The 26,465-nt window shown below is 72.6% G+C and carries 16 protein-coding genes; 7 read left to right on the top strand and 9 right to left on the bottom strand.

All coding sequences use genetic code 11. From position 1 onward, the window contains the following. Positions 1-51: 51 nt before the first annotated feature. The 6 genes from DMB38_RS02615 to DMB38_RS02640 all read right to left on the bottom strand — a co-directional run bounded on the left by DMB38_RS02615 (position 52) and on the right by DMB38_RS02640 (position 8,473). Positions 52-2,043, bottom strand: a complete 1,992-nt coding sequence (locus DMB38_RS02615; RefSeq protein ID WP_125933777.1) for an N-acetylmuramoyl-L-alanine amidase — start codon at positions 2,041-2,043, stop codon at positions 52-54. 238 nt (positions 2,044-2,281) lie between these two features. Then, a complete protein-coding gene (locus DMB38_RS02620) occupies positions 2,282-3,301 on the bottom strand; it encodes an ABC transporter permease (protein WP_125933778.1) in 1,020 nt (339 codons plus the stop codon). 118 nt (positions 3,302-3,419) lie between these two features. Continuing rightward, on the bottom strand, positions 3,420-4,385 hold the full coding sequence (locus DMB38_RS02625; protein ID WP_047014608.1) for an ABC transporter permease: 966 nt from the start codon (positions 4,383-4,385) through the stop codon (positions 3,420-3,422). Continuing rightward, positions 4,378-6,102: a sugar ABC transporter ATP-binding protein gene (locus tag DMB38_RS02630; protein ID WP_125933779.1), complete on the bottom strand. Its 1,725-nt coding sequence runs from the start codon at positions 6,100-6,102 to the stop codon at positions 4,378-4,380. The genes DMB38_RS02625 and DMB38_RS02630 overlap by 8 nt, the downstream gene beginning before the upstream one ends. Before the next feature lie 5 nt (positions 6,103-6,107). Next, positions 6,108-7,199 carry an ABC transporter substrate-binding protein gene (locus DMB38_RS02635; protein WP_125933780.1) on the bottom strand — a complete coding sequence of 364 codons (1,092 nt, stop codon included), beginning with the start codon at positions 7,197-7,199 and terminating at the stop codon, positions 6,108-6,110. Between the two features lie 242 nt (positions 7,200-7,441). Continuing rightward, positions 7,442-8,473 carry a LacI family DNA-binding transcriptional regulator gene (locus tag DMB38_RS02640; RefSeq protein WP_125933781.1) on the bottom strand — a complete coding sequence of 344 codons (1,032 nt, stop codon included), beginning with the start codon at positions 8,471-8,473 and terminating at the stop codon, positions 7,442-7,444. 228 nt (positions 8,474-8,701) lie between these two features. Here DMB38_RS02640 and DMB38_RS02645 point away from each other — a divergent pair, with 228 nt between their 5' ends. The 5 genes from DMB38_RS02645 to DMB38_RS02665 all read left to right on the top strand — a co-directional run bounded on the left by DMB38_RS02645 (position 8,702) and on the right by DMB38_RS02665 (position 17,404). Then, positions 8,702-11,287, top strand: coding sequence for a PA14 domain-containing protein (locus DMB38_RS02645; protein ID WP_125938772.1), 2,586 nt, complete (start codon positions 8,702-8,704; stop codon positions 11,285-11,287). A gap of 149 nt (positions 11,288-11,436) precedes the next feature. Then, complete coding sequence (locus tag DMB38_RS02650; protein ID WP_125933782.1) at positions 11,437-13,866, top strand: RICIN domain-containing protein; 2,430 nt, start codon at positions 11,437-11,439, stop codon at positions 13,864-13,866. A 248-nt stretch (positions 13,867-14,114) separates the two neighbouring features. Then, positions 14,115-14,558 (top strand): hypothetical protein, encoded by a 444-nt coding sequence (locus tag DMB38_RS02655; RefSeq protein ID WP_125933783.1) that lies wholly within the window; start codon positions 14,115-14,117, stop codon positions 14,556-14,558. Then, positions 14,551-16,281, top strand: coding sequence for a caspase family protein (locus DMB38_RS02660; protein WP_125933784.1), 1,731 nt, complete (start codon positions 14,551-14,553; stop codon positions 16,279-16,281). The genes DMB38_RS02655 and DMB38_RS02660 overlap by 8 nt, the downstream gene beginning before the upstream one ends. A 169-nt stretch (positions 16,282-16,450) precedes the next feature. Next, on the top strand, positions 16,451-17,404 hold the full coding sequence (locus DMB38_RS02665; protein WP_125933785.1) for a pirin family protein: 954 nt from the start codon (positions 16,451-16,453) through the stop codon (positions 17,402-17,404). Between the two features lie 450 nt (positions 17,405-17,854). Here the strand turns inward: DMB38_RS02665 and DMB38_RS02670 are convergent, their stop codons facing one another. Together DMB38_RS02670 and DMB38_RS02675 are read right to left on the bottom strand one after the other, a co-directional pair. Next, positions 17,855-21,925, bottom strand: coding sequence for a discoidin domain-containing protein (locus DMB38_RS02670; protein ID WP_125933786.1), 4,071 nt, complete (start codon positions 21,923-21,925; stop codon positions 17,855-17,857). Between the two features lie 326 nt (positions 21,926-22,251). Further along, positions 22,252-23,022: a hypothetical protein gene (locus DMB38_RS02675; RefSeq protein WP_125933787.1), complete on the bottom strand. Its 771-nt coding sequence runs from the start codon at positions 23,020-23,022 to the stop codon at positions 22,252-22,254. 275 nt (positions 23,023-23,297) lie between these two features. On the opposite strand from DMB38_RS02675, the gene DMB38_RS02680 reads away from it, so the two are divergent. Together DMB38_RS02680 and DMB38_RS02685 are read left to right on the top strand one after the other, a co-directional pair. Further along, positions 23,298-24,002, top strand: coding sequence for a helix-turn-helix domain-containing protein (locus tag DMB38_RS02680; RefSeq protein ID WP_125933788.1), 705 nt, complete (start codon positions 23,298-23,300; stop codon positions 24,000-24,002). A 68-nt stretch (positions 24,003-24,070) separates the two neighbouring features. Beyond that, positions 24,071-24,622, top strand: a complete 552-nt coding sequence (locus DMB38_RS02685; protein WP_125933789.1) for a dihydrofolate reductase family protein — start codon at positions 24,071-24,073, stop codon at positions 24,620-24,622. Between the two features lie 63 nt (positions 24,623-24,685). On the opposite strand, the gene DMB38_RS02690 is transcribed toward DMB38_RS02685, so the two are convergent. After that, on the bottom strand, positions 24,686-26,230 hold the full coding sequence (locus DMB38_RS02690) for an MFS transporter (RefSeq protein ID WP_125933790.1): 1,545 nt from the start codon (positions 26,228-26,230) through the stop codon (positions 24,686-24,688). Positions 26,231-26,465 lie beyond the last annotated feature (235 nt).

A 26,465-nucleotide genomic window follows, 5' to 3' on the forward strand; every position in this document is an offset into this window, starting at 1 on the left:
GCGAGCGGCGCCGCCGGGCATGGGACCGGCGGCGCCGCGGTGCGCGAGGGGTCAGAGGACCCGGCGCACGGTCACGTCATCGGCGTTGACGAAGCCGATGCGGTGCCCGATCTGGATGATGTGGTACTTCGTCTTGCCGCGGACCACCGTGCGGTCCCCGGGCGCGGAGCCGTCGAAGGTCACGGCGCGGTAGTACTCGCCGGGGACGGTGCCGCCGTAGGAGTACGCCTGGCCCGCCTTGAACTCGTACGGGTGCGCCGAGATCGGCTGGTACGGGATCTCCGGCGGGTACGCGGCCTGTTCCGGGTACGCCCGGCCGTAGACCGGCACCGACTCCTTGCCCGGCTTGGGCGTGACGATCTTCCCGGCGGTGTAGTCGGCGACCCGCGCGCCCGCGGGGTTGTGGAACCAGCCCTTGAGTCCGTGGTACCAGATCGCCACCCAGTCGCCCTTGCGCTCGGCCACCGCGTACGTCTGCCCGGCCGAGGCCCGGCTGCCGATGTCCGAGACGTGCATGTCGGAGGCCCGGCCGTCGGGGTGCAGACCGATGTCCGCGAGCAGCGGCGAGTCCGCGTCGGGCTGCGCGTGCAGGATCACCGACGACGACGGCGCGAGCGGGCACGGCTCCTTCGGGTCGGAGCCCTCCTCGTAGCTGCAGCCGGTGAACTGCGGCTTGTTCTCCGCGAAGTCCGGCTTGATCATCACCATCGACTTCGAGAACCCGCCCGGGCTGCGCAGCGGGGCCTTCAGCAGCTCGAAGTAGCGCTCCCAGTCCCAGTACGGGCCCGGGTCCCAGTGCATGCCGGCGATGTTCGGCGTGGTGGTGCCGGGCACGTTGTCGTGGCCGATGATGTGCGTGCGGTCCAGCGGGATGTCGTACCTGGCCGCCAGGTAGCGCACCAGCGTCGCCGAGCTGCGCATCATCGCCTCGGTGTACCAGGTGCCCTGGTCCTTGGCGAAGCCCTCGTGCTCCAGGCCGATGGACTTGGCGTTGATGTTCCAGTTGCCCGCCTGCCAGGCGACGTCCTTGTGCTTGACGTGCTGGGCGATGTGGCCGTCGGAGCTGCGCAGCGTGTACTGCCAGCTCGCCGCGCGCTTGGGGTCCTGGACCATGTTGATGACACCCGGGTAGCGGCCCTCGGTGTCGTGGATGACGATGTACTCGATCTTCTGGTCGCGCGGCCGGTCGGCCTTGTCGTGGTTGACGTACGCCTGGATGTTGTCCGGGTTGGTCTGGCGGTACGTCGCCGGGATCCACTCGCAGCCGAGCCGGTCCGGGCACTCCACTTCCTCGTCCGCCAGCCGCGGCAGGCCGAGTTCGCCGAGCCACCGCTGCCGCGGCGCCACGGACGGGTCGGCGGCCAGCCGGACGGCGTGGCCGTCGTCGGTGGTGCGGGCGGCGCCGTCGCGGATGGTCGCGTAGACCTCGTCGGCGAACGCCGCCGCGTCCTGCTCGTACGCGGCGCCCGCGTACTTCGCCACCGCGCCGTACCAGTCGGCCGGGTCGGCCGAGGCCGGCGCGCCCAGGTCCTCCTGGTACGCGGCCAGCAGCGCGGCGCCGCCGGCGATGTTCTCCGCGGGCTTCGCGCGCAGCGTCGCCGCGTCGGTGCCGGTCAGCTCGGCGGCCGCGTACAGCGTGGTGAGCGCGGGGCCGAACGTCTCGTCGCCGACGGGCCGTTCGGTGTCGCCCCGCGGGTCCTCGGCGGTGCCGCCGTGGTGGTCCTCGGCGAGCACCGTGGGCGCGTCGGTCAGGTGCATGGGGCCGTAGCCGGCGTCGGTGCTCGGCTCGCCGGCGTGGGTGTCCCAGCGGGACTCCAGGTACGACACGCCGAGCAGCACGCTCTCCGGCACGCCGTACTCGTCGGCCGCCGCGGCGTACGCCGCCTGCCGGGTCGCGGGCGCCGCCGCGTCCTCGCCGCCGCCGGCGGCGGCCGGGAGGGACGCCGAGGTGAGCGGCAGCAGCAGGCCGGCGGCGACGGCGGCCGTCGCCCAGGGTCGTCTTCGCAGGTTCACCCGGAGGCGGGTGGCTGGGGTGGGAGGCAACGGGACTCCTCAGGGGGTCGGGACGAGGACGTGCGCGTGCGGTGCGTAACAGGGGTACCGACTCGGTCACGTACCCGTCAATCCCTCCCAGGGGCACGAAAGTTGCACGTCAGCCCGGCTGCCGCCCATCTGCACGGCGGCACTGGTCCAGACCGGTGCCGACGGCCGGCCGCGGCTCGGGCCGCGGCCGGCCGCCGTTCGGCCGCCGGGCCAACCCGCCCGGTCGCCCTGCGGCCGGTCAGGGGGCCCGGCGGCGCCGGGCGAGCCAGGTCTGCGCGATGACGACGACCACCAGGAAGCCGCCGCTGACGACCTGCTGGTAGGCGGAGTCGAGCGAGCCGATCTGGTTGATGACGTTCTGGATCACCTTCAGCAGCAGCACGCCGACGAGCGAGCCGCCGACGAAGCCCATGCCGCCGGAGAGCAGCGTGCCGCCGATGACGACCGCGGCGATCGCCTCCAGCTCCATGCCGTAGCCGAGGATGGTCACGCCGGAGTCGAGCCAGGCGGCGTTGAGCGCGCCGGCGAAGCCGGCGAGCAGCCCGTTGAGGGTGTAGACCAGCGTCTTGGTACGGGCCACGGGCGCGCCCATCAGCGCGGCGGCGTCCTCGTTGCCGCCGACGGCGTAGACGTGCTGGCCGAAGCGGGTGCGGCGGAGCAGGATGCCGCCGGCGACGAAGAGCGCCGCGGTGATCCACACCGGGACGCCGATGCCGAGCAGCTTGCCCTGGCCGAGGTCGGCGAAGAACGAGCCCTCGGCGACCAGGTAGGTGTCGGCGCCCTCGTCGGTGAGGGACAGCATCACGCCGCGGGCGCCGAGCATGGCGGCGAGCGTGACGATGAACGGCGCAAGCCGGAGCCGGGCGATGAGCAACCCGTTGACCAGGCCGAAGAGTCCGCACACGGCGAGGGGCAGCAGCAGCGCCACCAGGGTGCCGTGGCGTGAGCCCCAGGCGGCGAGCACGCCGCCGAGCACGAAGACCGAGCCGACGGAGAGGTCGATGCCTCCGGTGATGATGACGAAGGTCATCCCGAGGGCGACGATGGCGAGGAAGGCGGAGGAGACCGCCATGTTCTCGATGTTGCCGGTGGTGGCGAAGGAGTCGAAGGACAGCGAGGCGACGGCGGCGATGGCGACGAGCGCGACCAGCGCGCCGTGCTGCTGCGCGAGGGCGCTCAGCCGCTCGCCGCGCCCGGAGCCCGCGGGCTCCTCCGGGCCGTACGCCACGGCGACGGGTTCGTCTTTCACGACGGTCACCGCTTCCCCCTCTCCCTGGCCGCGGACTGCTCGCCGCAGCGGCCGACCGCGGTCCTTCCACCCGGTGCGACGGCCGCACCCGTCCGGCTGCGGACCGGGGTCCCACCCCGCACAGGCATCACCGCTTCCCCCTCTCCCTGGCCGCGTAGACGGCGAGGATGATCACCACGGCCTGGGCGATCTGTGTCCACGACGGCTCCAGGTCGTGCTTGATCAGGGTGGCCGTCAGCAACTGGATGAGCACCGCGCCCGCCACCGTGCCGCCGATGCGGACCCGGCCGCCGGTGAGCGGGGTGCCGCCGACGACGACGGCGGTGATGGCCGACAGCTCCATCAGGTTGCCGAGCGACGTGGGGTCGCTCGCGGAGAGCCGGGCGGTGGCCAGGAAGCCGGCGACGGCGGCGAGCACGCCGCAGACGACGTACACCACGATCAGCACCCGGCGCACCGGCAGCCCGGCGAGCCTGGCGGCGGGGCGGCTGTCGCCGATGGCGAGCAACTGGCGGCCGAAGGTGGTGCGGCGGACGACGAAGGCGACGACGAGCGCGAGCGCCACGGCGATGAGCACCACGTACGGCACGCCGGCGAACTCGCCGGAGCCGAGGGTCGCCATGCCGGGGTCGCGAATGTCCTCCAACTGCGGCAGCAGCACCAGCGCGAGACCCCGGGCGCCGACCATCAGCGCGAGCGTGGCGACGATGGGCTGGACCCCGATGAACGCGATCAGCGAGCCGTTGGCCAGGCCGACCGCGGCCCCGCCGGCGATCGCGACGATCAGCGCGATCCACGGCCCGTACCCCATGTAGAGCGCGACCAGCGAGGTGGACAGCGCCATGACGGAGCCGACGGACAGGTCGACGCCCTCGCTGCCGATCGCCAGCGCCATGCCGAGCGCGACGATGACGACGGGGGCGACCTGGACGGCCTGGGTGCGGAAGTTCTCGGCGGAGAGGAAGTGGGGGGTGAAGGCGATGTTGACGAGGAGCAGGAGCGCGACGCCCGCGTAGACGCCGTACTCCTGGAGCCAGCGCAGCACCCGCTCGCGGTCGGCGGGCAGCGCGCGGCGCAGCGTGAGGTCAGCCATGGCCGGCCGCCTCCGCACCCGCCCCGCGGGGCGCCGGGTCCGGGTCCCCGCCCGGCTCGGCGGCGGCCGCGATGGCCTCCATGAGTCTGTCCTCGGTGACGTCGTCGCCGGTCAGCTCGCCGACGACGGCGCCGTCCCTCAGCACCACCACGCGGTCGGACCCCTCGATCAGCTCCTCCACGTCGGAGGAGATCAGCAGCACGCCGAGGCCGTCCTCGGCGAGTTCGTCGACGAGCTTCTGCACCTCGGCCTTGGCGCCGACGTCGATGCCGCGCGTCGGCTCGTCCAGCAGCAGCACCTTGGGCTGCATGGCGAGCCAGCGGGCCAGCAGCACCTTCTGCTGGTTGCCGCCGGAGAGTTCGCCGACCTTCTGGTGCGGGCTCGCCGCCTTGATGCGCAGCCGGCTGACGAACGTCTCGACGACGGCGTCGATCCGGGCCTCGGAGACCAGCCCGTAGCGGGACATGCGCGGCAGCGCGGCCAGCGCGATGTTCTCGCGGACCGAGAGCCCCGGCACGATGCCCTCGGACTTGCGGTCCTCCGGCAGCAGACTGATGCCGGCGCGGATCGCGGCGGGCGTGGAGCCGGTGCGTACGGGCGCGCCCGCGACGGTGACGCGGCCGGCGCCGAGCGGGAGGGCGCCGGCGATGGCCTTGGCGGTCTCGGTACGTCCCGAGCCCAGGAGTCCGCCGAGGCCGACGACCTCGCCGGGGCGGACGGAGAGCGAGACGTCGTGCAGCTCGTGCCGGCGGGTCAGGCCCTCGGCGCGCAGCACCGGCTCGGCACCGGTGCCGTGGTCCCCGGTGAACTTGGTGAGTCCCTCGGCGCGCACCTCGCCCATCTCCCGGCCGAGCATGAGGGAGACCAGCCGGAGCCGGTCGAGCCCGGCGAGCGGTCCGGTGTGCACGACGCGGCCGTCGCGGAGCACGGTGACGGCGTCGCAGACGGCGTAGAGCTCGTCGAGGCGGTGGCTGACGTAGACGACGGCGACGCCGTCGGCGCGCAGCCGGCCGATGACGCCGAAGAGGGTCTCGACCTCGCGGGGTTCGAGGGAGGAGGTGGGCTCGTCCATGACGACGACGTCGGTGCGGCCGGACGCGGAGACGGCGCGGGCGAGGGCGACCATCTGCTGTGCGCCGACGCCGAGTTCGGCCAGCGGACGGCGGACGTCGACGCGGACGCCGTAGTCGAGGAGCATGCGCTCGGACTCGCGGTGCATGCGGCCGAAGTCGATGAGGCCGCCGCGGCGGCGCGGCTCGCGGCCGAGGAGGAGGTTGCGGGCCACGCTCATCAGCGGGATGAGGTTGACCTCTTGGTAGATGGTCGAGATGCCGGCCTGCTGGGCGGCGAGCGGGGTGGCGAAGGACGCCCGCTCGCCGCGGTAGGTCAGCTCGCCCTCGTCGGGCTGGTAGACGCCGGTGAGGACCTTGATGAGGGTGGACTTCCCGGCGCCGTTCTCGCCGACGAGGGCGTGCACCTCGCCGGCGCGGGCGGTGAAGTCGACGCCGTCGAGGGCGAGGACGCCGGGGAAGCGCTTGGTCAGGCCGCGTACGGCCAGGACGGCGGGGCGCTCCGCCGTGTCGTCGGCGCGGTCACGGGCGGCGTCCTCGGCGTCCGTGACCTCCTGGGGCTCCGCCGGGTGCGGCCCGGCGGACCGGGCGGGCCCGGCGGGCCCGCCCGGTCCGTGCCGCTCGGGCGGCTCGTTCGCTGCGGCCATCGGCGTCAGAACGCCTTGCCGAGGTCGGCCTCGGCGTTGTCGGCGGTGTACTCGCTGTCCTTGATGACGATGTCCTGGCCGACCTCCTCGCCCTTGGTGAAGGCGTCGAGGGTCTCGAAGGCCAGCGGGCCGAAGCGCGGGTTGGACTCGATGACGGAGTCGATCCAGCCGTCGACGATGCCCTGGACGGCGTTGCGGGTGCCGTCGATGGTGACGATCTTGACGGCGCCGGGCTCCTTGCCCGCGCCCTTGAGCGCGTTGACGGCGCCGAGGCCCATCTCGTCGTTCTCGGCGTAGATCCCGGTGATCTCCGGGTTGGACTGGATGAGCTGCTCGGTGACCTGCTGGCCCTTCTCGCGGGCGAACTCGCCGGTCTGCTCGAAGACGACCTCCAGGTCCGGGGCCTTCTCGGCGATCCGGTCCTTGAAGCCCTTGGTGCGCTCGGTGGTGACGTTGTTGCCGGGGGTACCGAGCAGGATGGCGATCTCGCCCTTGCCGCCGGTGGCCTCGATCATCTTGTCCGCGGCCCGCTTGCCCTGCTCGGTGAAGTCGGAGCCGATGAAGCTCACGTAGTCCTTGCACGGCTCGGCGTTGATCTTCCGGTCGATGGTGACGATCGGGATCTTCTTCTTCGCCGCGGACTTCAGCACCGGGTCCCAGCCGTCGGAGTTCAGCGGGGCGATGACCAGCAGGTCGGCGCCCTTGGCGATGAGGTCCTGGACGTCGCTGATCTGCTTGGAGAACTGCGACTGGGCGTTGGCGGTGAGCAGTTCGATGCCGCGCTTGTCGGCCTCGGCCTTGATCGAGGCGGTCTCGGCGATGCGGAACGGGTTGGCTTCCTTCTCGGACTGCGAGAAGCCGACGGTGGCGCCGGCGAGGTCAATCTCCTCGGCGCCGTAGTCGCCGATCACACAGGTCGGGCCCGAGCCCCCGGAGACCTTCTGCTCGCTGCCCTTGGCCTCCTCGGAGCCGGCGGCGGCGCCGGTGCTCCCCTCGTCGTCGTCCTCGGACTTGGCGCAGCCGGCCGCGAGCGCGAGGCTCGCGCTGAGCGCGACGGCGAGGAGTGTTCTGGCGGCGGTACGGGCGTGCGGCTTCATGGTGATACCCCAATTCGGGCGGTGGAGTACGAGGGCCGGGCCGCTGCGCGGGACCGGAAGAATTCAGGGGATGTTTTACATCGTTGGAAGAGCGCTGTAAACACCTCCCGCAGCACGGATTTGCCCGGCGAAGATCGCCAAGGCCCGTGTGCCGTACGGGACTTGACGCTCCGTCAGCACGGCGCGGGGCAGGCCGGGGCGCCCGCCCGGGGGGTGGTCCGGGCGGGGCGTTCCACGGGGGGTCAGCCGCTCGTGCGGCCGCGCGTGCTCTCCCGCTCCACCAGCGAGAACGCGGGGTGCATCTCCTGCGACTCGGGCACGCTGCCGTCGCCGTGGGCGGCGTCGAGACGCTTGACGAGGGACTCCACCGCGAGCCTGGCGATGGCCCGCTTGTCGGGCGCGATGGTGGTGAGCGTGACGGCCCCGTAGCGGCTCTCGGTGATGTCGTCGAATCCGACCACCGCCACGTCCTCCGGCACCCGCAGCCCGCGCTCGGACATCACCCGCATCGCGCCGATGGCGATCAGGTCGTTGTACGCGAAGACCGCGTCCGGCCGCTGCCCGGAGTCCAGCAGCGCCGCCATGGTCACCGCGCCGTCCGCCCGCTCCCAGCCCTCGGTGTACGCCACCAGCGCCTCGTCGACCGGTACGCCGCGGTCCGCCAGCTCCGCCCGCCAGCCGAGAAGTCGCAGGTGGGCGGGCTGGTGGGCGCGGTCCTCCCGGGCGCCGAGGAACGCGATGCGGCGCCGTCCGAGGTCCAGCAGATGACCGACCGCCTGCCGGGCGGCGGCGATGTTGTCGATCGCGATGTGGTCGTACGGCAGGTCGTAGCGCCGCTCGCCGAGGAGCACCAGCGGGCTCTCCTCGGCCCGGCCGCGCAGGTCCTCGGTGTCCAGCTCCAGCGGGCTGAGGATCAGCCCGTCCATCACCCGGGCCCGGAAGCCCTGGGTGACGAGCAGTTCCAGCTCGCGCCGGCCCTGGGTGTGGTCGAGCAGGACGGTGAAGTCGTGCCGGGCGGCCTCGTCGATGACGTGTCCCGCCAGCTCGGCGAAGTAGGGGTTGCCCAGCTCGGGCACGGCGAGCGCGATGATGCCCGTACGGCCTTTGCGCAGGTGGCGGGCGGTGAGGTTGGGGCGGTAACCCAGCTCGTCGATCGCCTGCTGCACCCGCGCCCGCATCGCCGGCGTGACGTGCGGATAGTTGTTGACCACGTTCGAGACGGTCTTCACCGACACGCCCGCCCGCTCGGCCACATCCTTCAGGCTGACTCTCAACGCGTTCCTCCTACGCCGTTTGGTCATGCACTGGACACAACGCAGGAGGCGTGCTGTCATGCCAACTGCCCTTGTTTCCAACGTTATACAAGACGCCCGGGGGCAAAGGGCAGCCCCAGCACCCGCATTCTCCGACTTCCGGAGGTACCCGTGCACCCCTCGCTCAGACGCGTACGGCGGCGACTACTCCGCTGGCCGACGCCCATCCTCGCGGCACTCGCCCTGACCCTGGTCCCCGCCGGTCCCGGCTTCTCGGCCACGAGCGCCGACCGCCCGGCCGCCGCCGAGGCCGCCGACTCCCGCGCAGCCGCGGAGGTCCACGGCCTCAAGGGCGAGTACTACACCCACAGCGCCCCCGGCGCGTTCGACTTCGACCAGTTGAAGGCCACCGCCTTCGACCCGTCGCTCGACTTCGACAACCTGGAGCCGCGTCTCGCGGCCCGCGCCGGCCAGGCCGACCATGTCAGCGTCCGCTGGACCGGCGGGATCACCCCCGAGGTCTCCGGCGCGCACACCTTCCACGTCAGCGCGGACAACGGCTTCCGGCTCTGGGTGGACGGCGAGATCGTCATCGACCACTGGATCGACGACTGGGACAAGGAGCAGACCTCGCAGCCCGTGACCCTGGAGGCGGGCCGCACGTACGACATCAAGGTGGAGTACTTCGAGCACCACGGCGGCTCGAACTTCCACCTGCGCTGGACCAAGCCCGGCGCCCAGAAGGAGGCCGTGCCGCAGTCCGCGTTCACGCTCCCCGCGGACTTCGACTACACCGGTCCCACCGACGTCGCGGTGCAGCCCGACGGCCGCACGCTGACCATGGACTTCGCCCAGCCGCTCGCCGCTCCCCCGGCGACGTTCGACGAGCATCTGGAGACCGTCATCGGCGGCGCCGACTGGCCGCGGGCCGCGGCCGAGCTGGACCCCGACGACCCCTCCCGGCTGATCGTCCCGCTCGACGAGCCGGTGGTCGGCCAGGGCGGCTCCGCCGACGTGCGCTACGACGGCGAGGGCGGCCTGACCGGCGCCGACGGCTCCGACATCGGCGAGTTCTGGACCTCGGGGGCGAACGACTCCGAGTACCAGTTGCGGACGAAGTGGGCCGACGACGTCGACGAGGACGCCCCGCTCCCGGAGTACCCGCGCCCGCAGCTCACCCGCGAGGACTGGCAGAGCCTCAACGGCACCTGGCAGTTCGCCGGCGCCTCGGAGGGCGAGAGCCCGCCGTTCGGCCGCACGCTGGACGAGAAGATCGTCGTGCCCTACCCGGTCGAGTCCGAGCTGTCCGGCGTCCAGCGGCACGAGGAGCGCATGTGGTACAAGCGCACCTTCACCGTGCCGCGTGACTGGGGCGTCGGCCAGCGCGGCGAGCGGCTCCAGCTCAACTTCGACGCTGTCGACTGGAAGGCCGACGTCTGGCTCAACGGCAAGCAGGTCGCGTCCCACAAGGGCGGCTACGACCGGTTCAGCGCCGACGTCACCCAGGCCCTGCGCGGCGGCGGCAAGCAGGAGCTGATCGTCGGGGTCTACGACCCGACCGACTCCGCCGACGGCGAGAACCCGCCGATGGGCAAGCAGCGGCTGTCGCCCAGCGGCATCTGGTACACCTCCTCCTCCGGCATCTGGCAGTCCGTGTGGATGGAGCCGGTGCCCACCGACCGCGCCGAGGACCTGAAGATCACCTCCGACGTGGCCGGCGAGCAGGCCGCCGTCCAGGTGCGCGGCGTCCGCGACGGGGTGCCGGTCACCGCCACCGCGTACGACGGCCGCCGCGAGGTCGGCACCGCCACCGGGAAGACCGGCGAGCCGCTGACCGTGCCCGTGCCCGACCCGAAGCTGTGGTCCCCCGACGACCCGCACCTGTACGACCTGAAGGTGACGGTCGGCCGCGGTGCCTCGGCGGACCAGGTGCGCGGCTACTTCGGCATGCGGACCGTCGGCGTCGAGACGATCGACGGGCAGCAGCGGATGACGCTCAACGGCGAGCCGGTCTTCGCCATGGCCACCCTCGACCAGGGCTTCTGGCCCGAGGGCATCCACACCGCACCCACCGACGAGGCGCTCAAGTACGACCTCGAGATGCACAAGGAGATGGGCTTCAACTCCGTGCGCAAGCACATCAAGGTCGAGCCCGACCGGTGGTTCTACCACGCCGACAAGCTGGGCCTGCTGGTGTGGCAGGACATGCCGTCGATGAACACCAAGACGCCCTCGCAAGACTCCCGCACCCAGTTCGAGCACGAGCTGAAGGAGATGATCGAGCAGCACGACAGCCACCCGTCGGTGGTCATGTGGGTGACGTTCAACGAGGGCTGGGGCCAGTACGACCAGGCCCGTATCGCCGACTACGCCAAGGAGCTGGACCCGACGCGGCTGGTCAACAACATGAGTGGCCACAACTGCTGCGGCGCGGTCGACGGCGGCAACGGCGACATCTCCGACGCCCACGGCTATCCGAGCGCCCAACTGCCCAAGCCGGACGGCACACGCGCGCTCGTCAGCGGCGAATACGGCGGCCTCGGGCTGGCCATCCCGGGCCACGCCTGGCCGGTGCGGCACACCTACGTGGGCGTCGACCGCGAGGCGTACACCGAGGAGTACCTCATCAAGCTGGCCGAAGTCGAACGGTTCGCCGCCTGCAACGGCAGCAGCGGCGCCGTCTACACCCAGATCACGGATGTGGAGGGCGAGCTGAACGGACTGCTCACCTACGACCGCAAGGTCCTCAAGCCCGATGTGGAACGCATCAGGGCCGCCCATGAGGCGCTGATCGAGGGGGCCGCCGACAACACCCTCACCTGCGACGCCTCCTGACGCACCACCCGTTCCCCGCACCCCGGCCGCGGCGCCCGCCGCGGCCGGGACCGGGGACGGGCCCCGCGTGCCCCGGCGGTAACCGCCGGGCACCCCCGAGCACCAGGCACCAGGCACCCCCTCACCTTCCAGGAACCCAGGGACCCGACATGCCTCCTCCGCTGAACCGCCGCCACTTCCTGCACGCCTCCGCCGCCGGGGCCGGTGCGCTCGCCCTCGGCGCCACCGGCCTCCCGGCCCACGCGTACGGGCCGACCGCCGGGAGGGCCGCCGCCACCCCGTACGCGGCCGCCGCCTTCGGCAAGCTGCCCCTCGGCAGCGTCACCGCGCGCGGCTGGCTCGCCGGGCAGCTCGGCACCCTCCTCGGCGGGCTCTTCGGCCGCTACGACCGGATCTCCCACTTCCTCGACTACGACGGCTCCGGCTGGGTGCACCCCGACCGCGCCGGCTGGGAGGAGGTCACGTACTGGCTGCGCGGCTATGTCTCGCTCGCCGCGCTCACCGGCGACGCCGCCGCGCAGGCCACCGCCCGCCGCTGGATCGACGCCATCCTCGCCACCGGGCAGCCCGACGGCTTCTTCGGCCCCACCCGGCTGCGCACCGCGCTCAACGGCGGCCCCGACTTCTGGCCGTACCTGCCGCTGCTCCAGGCGCTGCGCAGCCACGAGGAGTTCACCGGCGACGAGCGGATCGTGCCGTTCGTGCTGCCCTTCCTGCGGTACATGAACGCGCAGGGCAAGGGCGCGTTCGACTCCAGTTGGGTGTCCAAGCGGTGGGGCGACGGCATCGACATCGCGTACTGGCTGCACGCCCGCACCGGCGAGGACTTCCTGCTGGAGCTGACGGACAAGATGCACCGGTGGGGCGGGAACTGGGTGGACAACTTCCCCGACCTGCACAACGTCAACGTCGCCCAGGGCTTCCGGGAGCCCGCGCAGTACGCGCTGCGCGCCGGCGACGCCGCCCTCACCCGGGCGACGTACCGCGGCTACGAGCGGATCCTCGCGGAGTACGGGCAGTTCCCCGGCGGCGGCTTCGCCGGCGACGAGAACGCCAGGCCCGGCTTCGGCGACCCCCGGCAGGGCTTCGAGACCTGCGGCATCGTCGAGTTCATGGCCAGCCACGAGCTGCTCACCCGGATCACCGGCGACGCGCTGTGGGCCGACCGCTGCGAGGAGCTGGCGTTCAACCTGCTGTCCGCCGCCACCGACCCGGCGGGCCGCGGCGTCCACTACGTGACGAGCGCCAACTCGATCGACCTGGACGACGTGCGCAAGAACGAGGGCCAGTTCCAGAACGGCTTCGCGATGCAGTCGTTCCAGCCGGGCGTCGACCAGTACCGCTGCTGCCCGCACAACTACGGCATGGGCTGGCCGTACTTCACCGAGGAGCTGTGGCTGAGCACGCCGGACGGCGGGCTCGCGGCGGCGATGTACGCGCCGTGCGAGGTGCGCACCCAGGTGCGCGGCACCGAGGTGACGATCACCGAGGAGACCGGCTACCCGTTCACCGAGACCGTCACCCTGCGGATCGGCGCCGCCCGCAAGGTGCCCTTCACGCTGCGGCTGCGCGTGCCCGGCTGGTGCGACGCGCCGGAGGTGACGGTCAACGGGCGGCCGGTGGCGGCGGCTCCGGGGCCGGGCTTCGCCCCGGTGAAGCGGACCTGGGCGAGCGGCGACACCGTCGTGCTGCGGCTGCCGCAGCGCACCTCGGTGCGGGTGTGGGACGCCAACGGCGGCGCGGTGAGCGTCGACCGGGGGCCGCTGACGTACTCGCTGCGCATCGGCGAGTCGTACGAGCGCATCGGCGGCAGCGACGACTTCCCGCACGTCGCCGTGCACGCCACCACCCCGTGGAACTACGCCCTGGCCCCCGACGCTCCGGCGGGCCTCGCGTTCCACCGCGACGACGGGCCGCTGACCGGCGACCCGTTCACCCACGAGCACACCCCTGTGCGCATCACCGCGCCCGCGCGCCGGCTGCCGGAGTGGGTGGCCGACCGGCAGCGCGTCGTCGCGCCGCTGCAGCAGAGCCCGGCCCGCAGTACGGAGGCGCCGGAGACGGTGACGCTGATCCCGATGGGCGCGGCCCGGCTGCGGATCACGGCGTTCCCGACGGCCGACCCGGACGGCACGCCGTGGACCCCGCAGCCCCCGCACCACCGGGTGCAGAACAAGCACAGCGGCAAGGTGCTGGCCGTCGACCGGATGTCGCTGTCGGACGGCGCGCGGGTCCACCAGTTCGACAACTCGGGCACGTCCGACCACTCCTGGCAGTTGCTGGAGCGGGGCGACGGGCTGCTGGTGATCCGCAACGGCCACAGCGGCAAGGTGCTCGCCGTCGACGGCGGCTCGACGGCGAACAGCGCGCCCGTCGTGCAGTACGAGGACGACGGCGCCCCTGACCACCTGTGGCGGATCGTGCCCGACGCGGACGGCTGGTTCCGCATCCGCAACGAGCACAGCGGCAAGGTGCTCGGCGTGGACGGCATGTCGACGTCGAACAGCGCGCAGGTGGTGCAGTACGACGACAACGGCACCGCGGACCACCTGTGGCGACTGGTCGCGGCCCCGGCCTGACCCACGCCGGCTGACACGCGGGCGGCCGGGTCCTGCACCGGACCCCGGCCGCCCGCGCCCGCAGGTCGCGTAGGTCCCGCGGCACGCGGAACGGCGGTCCGACGAGCCGGCGGTGACCGGTTCGTCACCGCGGTCGCCCTGGTGTCCCGCCGGAGGCAGCGGTCACGTGAGTCCCTGGTTCCGGCGTACTGCCCGACGTACCGTGAGAGGGGGCCTGTCAAGCTCCACGACTCACAGGAGGAGCGTAGGTGCGCGAACTGCCTGAATTGGAGGTGTCCGTCGTAGCCCGGAGCGATCGATTCGCCCCGGACGACGACCGCTGGCTTTCTCAGACGCGGCTGCTGCACCAGGACCTGGCGCACACGGCCGAACGCCTTGCGCTCCACACACGGGAGACACCCGGCGCGAAGGGCGGTGGCCTGGAGGTGGTCGTCGTCCTCACACCGGCCGTCACCACCGCGGTCGTCGCGGCCATCAGGGCCTGGGTGTCCCGTGACAGAGACCGGTCCGCGTTCGTCCAATGGCAGACAGACGGCCAGACCAAGGAGTTCAGGGTCACGATCGAGAACGGGGACAACGCCGCCCTGTGTGCCGCCCTGGAGCACGGGCTGCGCGCTGCGGGCCACGCGACGACGGAGCTGTCCGGAGACGGGGCAGAAGAGCAGCGCGGGGACACCGACGCGCGTGAGTGAGCCGGCACGTTCCTACCGTGCTCTCCTGATCGGCAACGCGGTCTTCCCCGAGGAACCGGACCTGCGGGCGTTGCAGGGTCCCGAGGCCGACCTGTCGGAACTGCGGGCCGCGCTGACCGACCCGACGGTGGGACTGCCCTGGCAGGTGGGGCGGCCGCTCCTCGACGCCGATTCCCCTACCGTGGCGGAAGCCCTGGTCACCTTCTTCCAGCAGGCGTCGTCGCAGGACCAGTTACTGCTCTACTACAGCGGACACGGACTGCTCGACCTGCGCAATCGGCTCCACCTGTGCACCCGGGACACCAGCCATGAGTGGCTGCGGACGCGGTCGCTGCGGCACTCGTTCGTCAACGAGCTGATGGACGACTGCGCCGCACGGGCCATCATCCTCATCCTCGACTGCTGCTTCAGCGGCACCGCCGCGGTCAAGGGCGCCGATCCCGCGGCCCAGTTCGCCGGACACGGACGGTTCGTGATGACCAGTTCCGGGCCGAACGAGACGTCGTACGACGGCGCCGCCGGCAAGAACCGCGGAGACGAGAACGGTCAGGGACGCAGGCCCAGTCTCTTCACCGAGCACCTGGTCGCCGGGCTGCGCCACGGAGCCGTGGGCCACGACGGCTTCGTCACGGTCACCGACGTCTACCACTACGTGCACGCACGGCTCAGGGCACTTCATCAGCAGCCGCTCATGAAGACCGACGGGCAGGCCGGTCAGGTGTGGCTGGCACGCAGGCCGCTGCGGCGGGAGCCCGGCTCGGCCGGGACCGAGGACAGGTCCGCGCCCCCCGCCGCTGTGGACGTGCGTCCTGTGTTCACGGATCCCCGAGGCCGCACCGTCCGCGCGCGGACCGAGAGCCACTTCTCCGGCGTGGTCCACGTCTTCCTACCCGGCTCCTCGACGGTGCTGAGCATCCACCGGGACAGGCTGATCGCGGCCGGTGAGGGAACCGAGGTCACCGCCGTGCTGTCGAAGCGGCCCAAGCACGTCCGCAGCGCTCCCGGCGAGAACGGCGACGCCCTGTTCCACCTGCCCGACGGGTCGGGAACCGTGCGGTGGAGTGCGAGCCGGCTGCGCGCATTCCGCCGGTCCACCGGTACCGGCGGCTGGCCGACGTCCGCCAAGCCCACGCAGCCGCGAGGGACGCACGCGGCTCTCGTCGACGCGGACGAAGCCTACGAGAGCTTCGCCAGATCGCACTGGTCAGCACTGCGGTGGCTCCTGCTCGATGCCGCCGCGGTGGCGACCGTCGTCCTGGCCGGAAGTACGGGGCTGGGCCGTGCCCTCACCAATCCGCTGACGCTCTGCGCCTTCGTCATCCTCTTGGGGGGAGTCACGCTCTTCTTCCGAAGAGCCAGAGAACGATGGGCGTTTCTCCGCATGCGCCGCTTCCTGCTGCTGCCCGTGCTCCCCGTCACTCGTATGCTCATGACCGTGAACGTGGACGAGGACTACGCTCCGTCAGGGGCAGGGCTCGCGATACCCCCGGCCCGTGCGACCGAAGTACACGCGCAGGTGCGGTCCGAGGGCGAGCCCGAGTTCCACCTGTCGATCCCGCTCCTCGACTCCTACATCCCCCGCATCAAGCAGGGCCTCCCTCCCTTTGACGCACCGGACGGCACTCCTCGGCCCGTCGATGTCATCGGCCTGCCCGCAGAGGGGCAGTGGGTCGCCGTCCGCACCCCGCAGGGAGTGCTGTGGCCACGCGGCAGGGCGCGTTGACCGGACGGGGTGTGGGCTCCGGTGCCGCGTGCGGCCCCGGAACCCGTCGGTCATCGCCCGGGGCCCGTCCAAGGTGCCGAATGTCCCCGAGAAGTCCCAGCGACTCACGGCGCCCGCCAGGATGCTCACATCACCGCAGTTCAAGGGTGCTTTCCCTACCATGGGCACCATGAGCAATCTGGACATGAAGCCCCCGGTCGCCGCCTGCGGCGGGCGGGCGGACGTGACGGCGGAGCCGGTGCGCGAGGTGCTGGAGGCGCGCCACATGCCGCTGGGCGAGAGCACGGTGGTGCGGCGGCTGCTGCCGAACCTCGGCCGGCGGATGGTCGGCGCCTGGTGCTTCGTCGACCACTACGGCCCCGACGACATCGCGGGCGAGCCCGGGATGCAGGTGCCGCCGCATCCGCACACCGGGCTGCAGACCGTGAGCTGGCTGCACGACGGCGAGGTCCTGCACCGCGACAGCCTGGGCAGCCTGCAGACGGTGCGGCCGCGGGAGCTGGGGCTGATGACGGCGGGGCGGGCCATCGCCCACTCGGAGGAGTCGCCGCGCGACCACTCGCGGATGCTGCACGGCGCGCAACTGTGGGTCGCGCTCCCCGACGCCCACCGGGCCACCGCGCCCGCCTTCGAGCACCACGCGGAGCTGCCGCACGTGGCCGGCGGCGGCCTGTCGGCGACGGTGATCCTCGGCGAGCTGGCCGGCGCGGCGTCCCCGGGGACGACGTACACGCCGATCGTCGGTGCGGACGTCACCCTGGCGGCGGGCACGGAGGCGCGGCTGCCGGTGGAGCCCGACTACGAGTACGCGGCGCTGACGATGTCCGGCGAGGCGGAGGTCGACGGGCTGCGCCTCGCCCCGGAGTCCATGGTCTACCTGGGCTGCGGCCGTACGGAGCTGCCGCTGCGGGCCGACGTGGACAGCTCGCTGATGCTGCTGGGCGGCGAGCCGTTCGCGGAGCGGCTGGTGATGTGGTGGAACTTCGTGGGCCGCCACCACGACGAGATCGACCGGGCCCGTACGGAGTGGATGAGCGGCACCGGCTTCGGCGAGGTCCACGGCTACGAAGGTCCCCGGCTGGAGGCGCCGCCGCTGCCGCCGACGCCGCTCAAGCCGCGCTGAGCGCCCGGTTGTTCACCCGCCGCCGTACCCGTACGGGCACGGCGGCGGGGCACGTCATGGGCCCCGCTGCCGGGGGAACAACGGGGCCCGAACAGAAGACTACGCGTCAGTAGCGCTCTTGCGAAGCGGTCCGCCCGCGCCTGGTCAGAATCCGGCCACCTGCGTCGATGACCGTTCAGGCATACGGGGCCCGCCGCGCGCCGGGACACGGGCACGGACCCCATGGCGAACCGGGATCAAGGCGCCCAATAGTCAGAAGTGCCGTTTCCCGGAACCTTCCGCCCGCCACCGGGGCGCCGCGTGCGGCGTCGCCGAGGCGCCGCTGGGGCAGCGCCCCGCGGTGGCGGAGGTGCGGGCGGTCAGGCGGATGAGGTACGAGAACGGCGGATTCGCCTGCCCCGGCCGGGCATCGGGCTCCGGCCGGGGCGCCTGTCCGCGAGGGGCCGCGGATCAGGGCTGGATGTCGATGGTGAAGGTGGACGTGGTGTTCTTGATGTCCTGCGCGTTGTTCCTCAGGGTCAGGTTGCGGAACGTGGCCTGACCGACGGCCGGGCCCTGCCCCGCCTCGGGCATCTCGTTCGCCCACAGGCCGAAGCCGGACTTGGCGTCGAAGGCGTCACCGCTCTTGCGGGCGCCGGAGATCGTGATGTCGGTGAGGATCGTGTCCTTGATCGGGAACTGCGGCTGGCCTCCCACGTAGTTGGTCTGGAACATGATCCCGGAGTACGTCGGGTCGGTGATGTCGACGTTGTTGATCCTGATGCCCTGGAAGACCTTCGAGGCGGAGAAGAGCCAGATGCCGGGGAAGGTCTGCGCGCCCCAGAAGTGCCCGCCACAGCGTTCGATGGTGATGTTCTCCAGGGTCGTCGGCTGGGTGCCGAAGCCGTTCATCGGGTAGCCGAAGTCCAGCGAGCTGACGGTGACTCCGGAGTAGACGAGGGTGTCGGCGATGCGGATGTTGCGGAAGGTGTTGTTGTAACCGCCGTAGACGGCGATGCCCGCGGCCCGCCAGGTGAGCAGCGAGGTCAGGTTCTCGTAGACGTTGCTGTGCATGTCGGAGCCGCCCGCGTCGATCGCGGAGAAGAGCGCGAAGCTGTCGTCGCCGGTGGCGCGGGACTCGTTGTTGACGACGTGGGCGCCGGTGCTGCCGTTCGTCATGTTGATCGCGTCCGCGAAGGAGTTGCGGATGCGGGAGTTCCCGATGGTGATGTCGTCGGTGTTCGCGCCCCAGTAGAGGCAGACCATGTGCTCATTCCAGATGTCGTCGATCGTGATGTCCGAGACGTTCTGGAAGTCGAAGACCTTGCCGGGGCCGTCGATACGGCTGGTGTAGTTGCCGAAGTAGGCGAAGCCGCGGAAGGAGGATCCCGCCGCCGCCTGCTCGGCGCGGAAGCCGACGTCGGTGTTCTGCTGGCCCGAGGGCGCGTGGAAGCGGGTGTACCAGGGACCGGCGCCGACGACCTGCACCGGCTTGCCGTACACCTGGAACTTGCCCGACGTCTGGTACTCGCCGGGCGGCAGGTAGACGCCCTTGAGCTGTCCCGTGGTGTCCATGCGCACGCGGTCCAGGGCGTTCTGCACGTCCTGGTGGGTGACCCCGGCGGGCACGGTGTACGCGGCCGGGTCCGGGTTGGCCTTCGGCGCGACCTGCTCCAGGCTGACGAAGTCGATCGCGTAGCTGGTGGTGTTGGCCGCGTCCTTCTGCAGCCGGATCTTGCTGCCGGCGGGCACGGTCCTGTCCAGCATCAGGTTCGCCTCGTCGTAGATGTGCCGCGCGGGCCCGGCGCCGGGGTTGTTGCCCGGGCCGGCTTCCGCCCCGTACAGCCAGGCGTACTTCGAGGTGAGGCTGATGGCCTTGTGGAAGGTGCCGTCGACGTAGACGTTCAGGGTGGCGTCGATGCCGCCGCCGCCCGGGGCGTCGGGGATGGAGAACCGGGTGACCAGGGTGTTCGTGCTGGCCCTGGTGGTGAACTCGACGGACTCGCCGGTCTGGTCGAGGGTCACCGCGCGCCGTCCGGACGCCTCGCCCGCGACGTCGCCGATGGTGCGGTTCGGGCCGACGACCTGCGCGCCGCCGGCCACGGCGCCGTCTTCGGCCTCGTACGTGTCGTACGGCATGTCGGCGCCGCGGCCGACGAAGAGCGACTCGGTGCTGGTGTTGTTCTCGCGCTTGACCGGCACCTCGTTGGCGTCGGCGGCGACCGTCACCTCGACGGTGTACGAGCCGTTGGCCGCCGTCCAACTGCCCAGGCCGACCGGGGCGGTGGTGGCGCCGGCGGCGATGGTGCCGTTGTGGGCGCCGTTCAGCGTGGTGACCGTGCCGCCGGAGGCGTTGCGCAGCGTGAGGGTGATCGGGTGACCGCCGCTCGCCGACGCCTGGGTGCCCTGGTTCTTCAGCGTGACCGAGAAGTCGACCCTCTCCCCGCCGGTCGCGGAGCTGGGCGTCCAGTCCACGGAGGCGGCGACGAGGTCGCTGCTCTGCACGGGCGAGACGCGGAGCGGGGTGGGGGCGGTGTACTCGTTGTTCCCCTCGTCCTCTTCGACGACGGTGTCGTCGGGGTCGACGACGGCGGCGAGTGCGTACTCGCCGGCGTCGTGCGCCCCGGTGTTCGCGGTCACGGTCCGTGTGCCGCCCGGGGCCAGCGTGCCGACGTCGGCGGTGCCCGCCGGCTCGCCGCCGAGCAGGAAGTCGACGCCGGTGGCCGCCGCGGGCTCCTCGCCGGCGTTGTGCACGGTCGCGGCGAGGGTGACGGACTGGGTCTCGTCGGGGCTCGCGGGGGTGGGGGTGAGGCCGGTGATCTCCAGGTCGGGGTTGGGCGCGGCGGTGCCGAGGACCTGGAGTTCGCCGACCTGGCCGGCCGGGGCGCCGGTGTTGGCGGTGAACGACAGCCGCAGGTCGGCGACGCGGCCGGTCACGGGGACGGTGACGCTGTTGCCGGTGGCGGGGTCGAAGGCGTACTGGGCGCCGGCCTTGAGGGTGGTGAAGGAAGTGGCGTCCTGCTCCCGGCCGAGGACCGAGAAGGTCTGGGTGCGCGGGCCCCAGATGGGGTCGGGGTTGAGCTGGACGACGACGGCGCTGACGTCGGCGTTGGCACCGAGTTCGACGGTGAGGGTGCCGGGGTAGGCCCCGCCGGCGCCTTCCCAGTAGGTGCCCCGGTTGCCGTCGTTGGCGTTGGCCGCGACGAAGTTGTGCACGTGGGAGGAGGCGGTGATCGGCTTGCCCCCGGCCAGGTCGGGATCGGCGGCGGCCGCGGTCGCGGCGGCGGTGCCGGGGTCCGGTGCGGCGGGCTCGGTGGCGGCGGCGGTGGCGGCCGGGCGGGCCCGGACGGTCACCTTGGCGCTGTCGGGTGACTGGTTGCCGGCGGTGTCCCGGGCGCGTACGCGGTACGTGACGGAATCGCCGGGCGCCGGGGTGTCGACGTACGTCGTCACGTCGGCGCCGACGCCGGTGCGCAGCCGGCCGTCGGCGTAGACGTCGTAGCCGTCGACGTCGTCCGCGCCGCCGGCCGGGGGCCGCCAGTCGAGCTGGACGCGGCCGTCGGGCAGCGCGGTGCGGGTGAGGTCGCGGGGGGTGCCGGGCGGCCGGGTGTCACCCTCGGCCGGACCGTAGACCTCCAGTTCGGCCAGCCGGGCGCTGCCGGTGCCGGCGGTGAAGACGACGCGTACGTGGCGGGTGACGGCGGTGTCGAAGGAGAGGGTCGCGCTGTGGCCCTCCGCGGCGCCGAAGGCGATGTCGCGGGCGGCGGTCAGGTCGGTGAACTCCCGGCCGTCCGTGCTGCCCTGGAGCTTGAGGTTCTGCACCCGGGCGGCGCCGCCCTCGGGGAGCTTCAGCACGGCGCGGTCGATGCCGACGGTGGCGCCGAGGTCGGTCCGCAGCCACTGCTCGCGCTTGCTCTTCCCGCTCTGCCAGAAGCTGTCGCGGTCGCCGTCGCCGGCCCGGTCGGCGGTCCGGTCGCCGGTGTGGCTGCTGGCCTGGAGGGGGCGGCCCGCGGCGAGGTCGGCGGCGCCGTCCGCGGCGGTGTGCACGGTGAGTTCGGCGAGGCGGGCGGGGCGCTCCGCGGTGGTACCGGCGAACTGCACGCGCACGTAGCGGGTGAGGGAGGCGGGGAAGCGCACGGTCACGGTGTTGTCCGCGGCGGGGCGGAAGGCCCGGGTGTGCTCGGCGGAGAGGGTGTGGAAGGTGGTGCCGTCGGCGCTGCCCTGCACGGCGAGCGTCTGCTTGCGCGCGGCGGCGTCGGCGGGCAGTCGCAGCACGACCTCGTCGACGCGCGCCTGCCGGCCGAGGTCTGTCTGCACCCACTGTGCGCCGGTGCCCCGGCTCTGCCAGTACGTTTCCTGGTCGCCGTCGGTGACCTCCGCCGCGGCGTGCCGCGGGGCGGCGCTGCTCGCGGCGGCGGGGCGGCCGGCGGCGGCGTCGGAGCCGGCCGCGGCGACGGCGGGGAGGGCGGGGAGGCCGAACAGGAGCAGTCCGGTGGCGAGGGCGGCGACGGTGGGCCGATGTCTCGAGCGGTGCTTTCTCATGGGGTCGTCCAACCTGTGAGTTAGCTAATTGCGCTGAGATATCGAAGAATTGCAGAACGATCATGGTAAGTCTACGGCCGCGACACCGACCCCGTTCCTGTACGCAGCCATAACGCATCGACTTGCGTGCACATGACAGCATGCCTTCAGGGGCCGGACATGCATGAGTTGGCAGCGTGCGGAGCTGGAGACATCCGCGCCACCGAGGCCGACCCGCCCGCCATCCGCCCGAGGACGCAACTCACTTACATTTCTTGGTGACTTCTTGCGTACACCAGGACCCCGGCCGGGGCCCGTACGGGATACAGGCCCCGGCCGGGAGGAGGTCAGGGCTGTAGCCGCACCGTCGCCGTGGGCAGCACGACCTGGCCGGTGACGAACTCGCTCCACAGCCCGAACCGCAGCTCGTCGCCGGGCCGCGCCGTCGTCTCGACGAAGCCGACGGTGCGGCCGCGGTCCTCACGGGTCGCGCCGAACGACAACTGGAAGCGGGTGGTGCCCACGCGCTCCCCCGGCGGCACCGGGCTGGGCGGCAGGATCTCGTCGGCCGCCCACCGGTAGTCGCCGCGGTACGGATCCACCACGCGCTCGAAGGTCTGCTCCAGGATCGAGCCGGCGCCGGGGATGACCACGAGCACCCCCGGCGTGCCGTCGACGCGCGTGTTGACGACGGCCACCTCGTGCTCCGAGCCGTCCGGCCAAGTGCCGAGGCCCTCGCCGACGAGGGAGCCGGGCGGGCAGGCGGCCACGCCGCCGGCTTCGACGACGGCGCGGGCGCAGGTCGGGAAGGACTCCGGGCGGAAGCTGACGGAGCTGTCGAAGAGGAAGACGAAGCGGCGGGCCGCCGCGGGCGTCGTTCCCTCGGCGGCGCGGCTGCGCCGGTCGAAGGCGACGGTCACGCTCCGCCCGGGTCCGCTTGTCGCGGTGACGTCCAGGGTGTCGATGTTGTCGGTGCCCTCCACATCCGGTTCGTACGGGCGCTGCGGCCCGGCGGGCGCGGGGTCGGGTGCGGCCGCGGGCGCGGCGGCCTGGGCGAGCGGCGTCAGCGCGGCCGTACCGGCCAGGACGGCGGCCAGGGCCGTGGCGAGACGTCTCAAGGGGTCCCCCTCAGGGATCTCGGTGGATCGTTCGCGGCCCGCATCGAAGCACCGGGCCGCGAAAGCGGGGATAAAAGCCCTGCTCCAGAGGGAGGTGCGCGCCGCCGCGGGCAACGCCCGTACACCGCACGGAGCTTCGCGGCGGCGGAGGCGGTCCGGGGCGCCCGCCGCGCGCCCGTCCCGCTCTCCGCCGCCGGGCCGGTGTCGGTGGCGCGTGCCAGACTGCACGGCGGGAGCGCGCCCGCGCGGGGCGCCGGTTGTCGCGAGGGGGCGCGATGGGGCTGGAGATCGAGGGACGGGTGTCGGACTCGCCGTACGTGTCGTACGTCTGGCGCAGCCGCAGCGAGGGCGTCGACCGGATGACGGCGGTCGCGTCGGCCTGCTGGGACCTGGTGTTCTGGGAGTCGCGCGCCGGGTTCCAGGCCGCGGTGGCGGGCCCCGAGTCGCGGACGAGCACGGCGCCGGTGCCCGAGGAGGCGGCGTTCTTCGGCATCACCTTCGCGCTGGGCACCTCGCTGACGCATCTGCCGGCGCCCCTGCTCGTCGACGGCGGGGTGGACATACCGGACGCGACGCGCAGGTCGTTCTGGCTGAAGGGCTCCCACTGGCCGGTGCCGGGGCCCGACGATGCCGAGGCGTTCGCGGACCGGCTGGTGCGCGCCGGCGTGCTCGCCCGCGACCCGCTCGTCAGCGACCTGATGCGCGGCGGCACGCCGGACGTCTCCGCGCGCACCGCGCAGCGGCGCTTCCAGGCCGCGACCGGGTTCACCCACGGCGCCGCCCGGCAGATAGAACGGGCGCGGCACGCCGCGGTGCTGCTCCGCGAGGGCACCGCGGCCGACGACGTGGTGCACCGCCTCGGCTACTACGACGAGCCCCATCTGGCCCACGCGCTCAGCCGCTTCATCGGCCGGACCGCGGGACAGTTGCGGAACGACCCGCGGCCCGCGCGGCCGCTGGCGCTTCTGTACAAGACCTGACGGCCCGGCGGCCGCTAACGTCCCGACGGACTGCACGTCCGCCGACCCCGCGCCTTCTGGAGCCTCTCGTGAGAAAGATCGTTGCCAGCCTGTTCATCTCCCTCGACGGCGTCGTGGAGGCGCCCGACCAGTGGCACATGTCCTACTTCGACGACGAGATGGGCGAGGCGGTCGGCGGGCTGATGTCCGACACCATGCTCTACGGCCGCAAGACCTACGAGGGCTTCGCGGAGGCGTGGCCGCAGCGGGAGGGGACCGACGACGAGGACGCCGGGTTCGCGAAGATCCTCGGTGACGCCCGCAAGATCGTCGTCAGCCGCGGCGAGGTCGACCTGAGCTGGCGCAACTCCGAGAAGCTCCAGGGCGACCTGGTCACCGGCGTGACCGCGCTCAAGAAGGAGCCCGGCGGGAACGTCTCCATCGGCGGCTCGGTCTCCGTGATCCGCGAACTGCTCGCGCACGGCCTGCTGGACGAACTGCACCTGCTGGTCCACCCCGTGGCGGTGCGCCAGGGCGAGCGGCTCTTCGACGAGGGCGACACCAGGATCCCCCTGAAGCTGCTCGACTCCAGGGCGTTCGCCTCCGGCGTGCTCCACCTGGTCTACGGACCGGCCGACTAAGCGGCGTCCCGTCGGCCACTCAAGTCGCCGAGCCGTACCGCCTCCGAACCGGCGTCCGGGGGCCTAAGGGCGTTCCGGGTCCTCGGGGTCGGTGGTGGCCGGGTCCTCGATCAGGGACTGCAGTGGCGGGCCCGCCACCGCGCAGTGCACGTGGCACGGCGGTTCCGCCGGCACCGCCGGCTTCTTCGGCGAGCGGATCGTCAGCCACGACAGCACGGCCCCGCCCGCGAGCAGCGCGGCGCAGATGAGCAGCGCGACGCGGAAGCCGTCGCCGAACGCCCCGGGGTTGCGGTAGTCGTTGCCGGAGAGCCCCGCGGCCAGCGGCAGCGCGGCGACGGCGAGCAGGCCCGCGGCGCGGGCCACCGCGTTGTTGACGCCGGAGGCGATGCCGGAGTGCCGGTCCTCCACCGCGCCGAGGACGGTGGCGGTGAGCGGCGCGACCGTCGTCGCCAGGCCGAAGCCGAAGAGCACCACGCCGGGCAGCACTTCGCGTACGTACGACACGTTGTCGCCGGGGCCGCCGATGCGCAGCATCAGCAGCAGCCCGCCGGCGCAGATCGCCGGGCCGACCGTCATCGGGATGCGCGGCCCGATGCGCTCCGACAGCTTTCCCGACCGCTCCGAGAGCGCCAGCATGATGAGCGTCACCGGCAGCAGCGCGGAGCCCGCGGCGATCGGCGAGTAGCCGGCGGCGATCTGCAGGTCCAGCACGAGGAAGAAGGTCACCCCGCCGAGGGCGGCGTAGACGACGAACGTGACCAGGTTCGCCGCGGTGAACTGGCGGGAGCCGAAGATCCCGGTGGGCAGCATCGGGTGGCCGCTGCGCCGCTGGACGTACACGAACGCCGCGAGGCTCGCCACCCCCACGGCGCTGCTCGCGGCCAGCAGCAGCGCCGAGACGCCCTTCTCGGGCGCGGCGATCAGGGCGTACGTCACGCCCGCCAGGCCCAGCGCGCCGAGCGCGGCGCCGGTCCAGTCGAAGCGTCCCGTGGCCGTCTCGTCGCGGCTCTCGGGTACGTGCCGGGCGGCGACGGCCACGACGACGGCGGCCAGCGGCACGTTGATGGCGAACACCCACCGCCAGCTCGCCGCCTCCACCAGCCAGCCGCCGAGCAGCGGGCCGAGGGCGCTCGCGATGCCGGCGAGCCCCGACCAGACGCCGATCGCGCGGGCCCGGTCCTCGGGGGCGAAGGAAGCCTGGATGAGGGCGAGGGAGCCGGGCGTCAGCAGTGCGCCGCCGATGCCCTGGAGGGTGCGGGCGGCGATGAGGATGCCGACGTTGGGTGCGAGCGCGCAGAGCAGCGAGGCCACCGCGAACCACACGGTGCCGAAGATGAAGATCCGGCGGCGGCCGTAGCGGTCGCCGAGGGCGCCGCCGAGGAGGATGAGCGCGGCGAGGGTGAGGGTGTAGCCGTTGACGGTCCACTGCAGACCGCCGAGGGAGGCGCCGAGTTCGTCGCCGATGGTGGGCAGCGCGACGTTGACGACGGTGGCGTCGAGGAAGGTGATGCCCGAGCCGATCACCACCGCGGTCAGCAGCCAGCGCCCGGCCGGCTGCGCGAGCCGCAGATCCGCGGGTGCGCCGGCCGGCGGGTGGGAGTGCGTCATGCCCGCAGTCAACCGCACCGCCCGGCCGCGCGCACCGCACCGGAGCGTGCCCGCCGTGCGGCGCGTCGGGTACCGTCCGGGTTGTGAGCGAAGCCGGCACCGGGGGCAACCTCGACGACAGGTCAGAGAACAGGTCAGCGGGCGGATCCGGGGACGGCACCGGGGAGCGCCCGGACGACCGCCCGGGCGACCGGCCCGGGGCCGCGTCCGGCTTCGAGCGCGGCACCGACGGCCC

The organism is Streptomyces sp. WAC 06738 (genome assembly GCF_003945505.1).
Classification (GTDB): domain Bacteria; phylum Actinomycetota; class Actinomycetes; order Streptomycetales; family Streptomycetaceae; genus Streptomyces.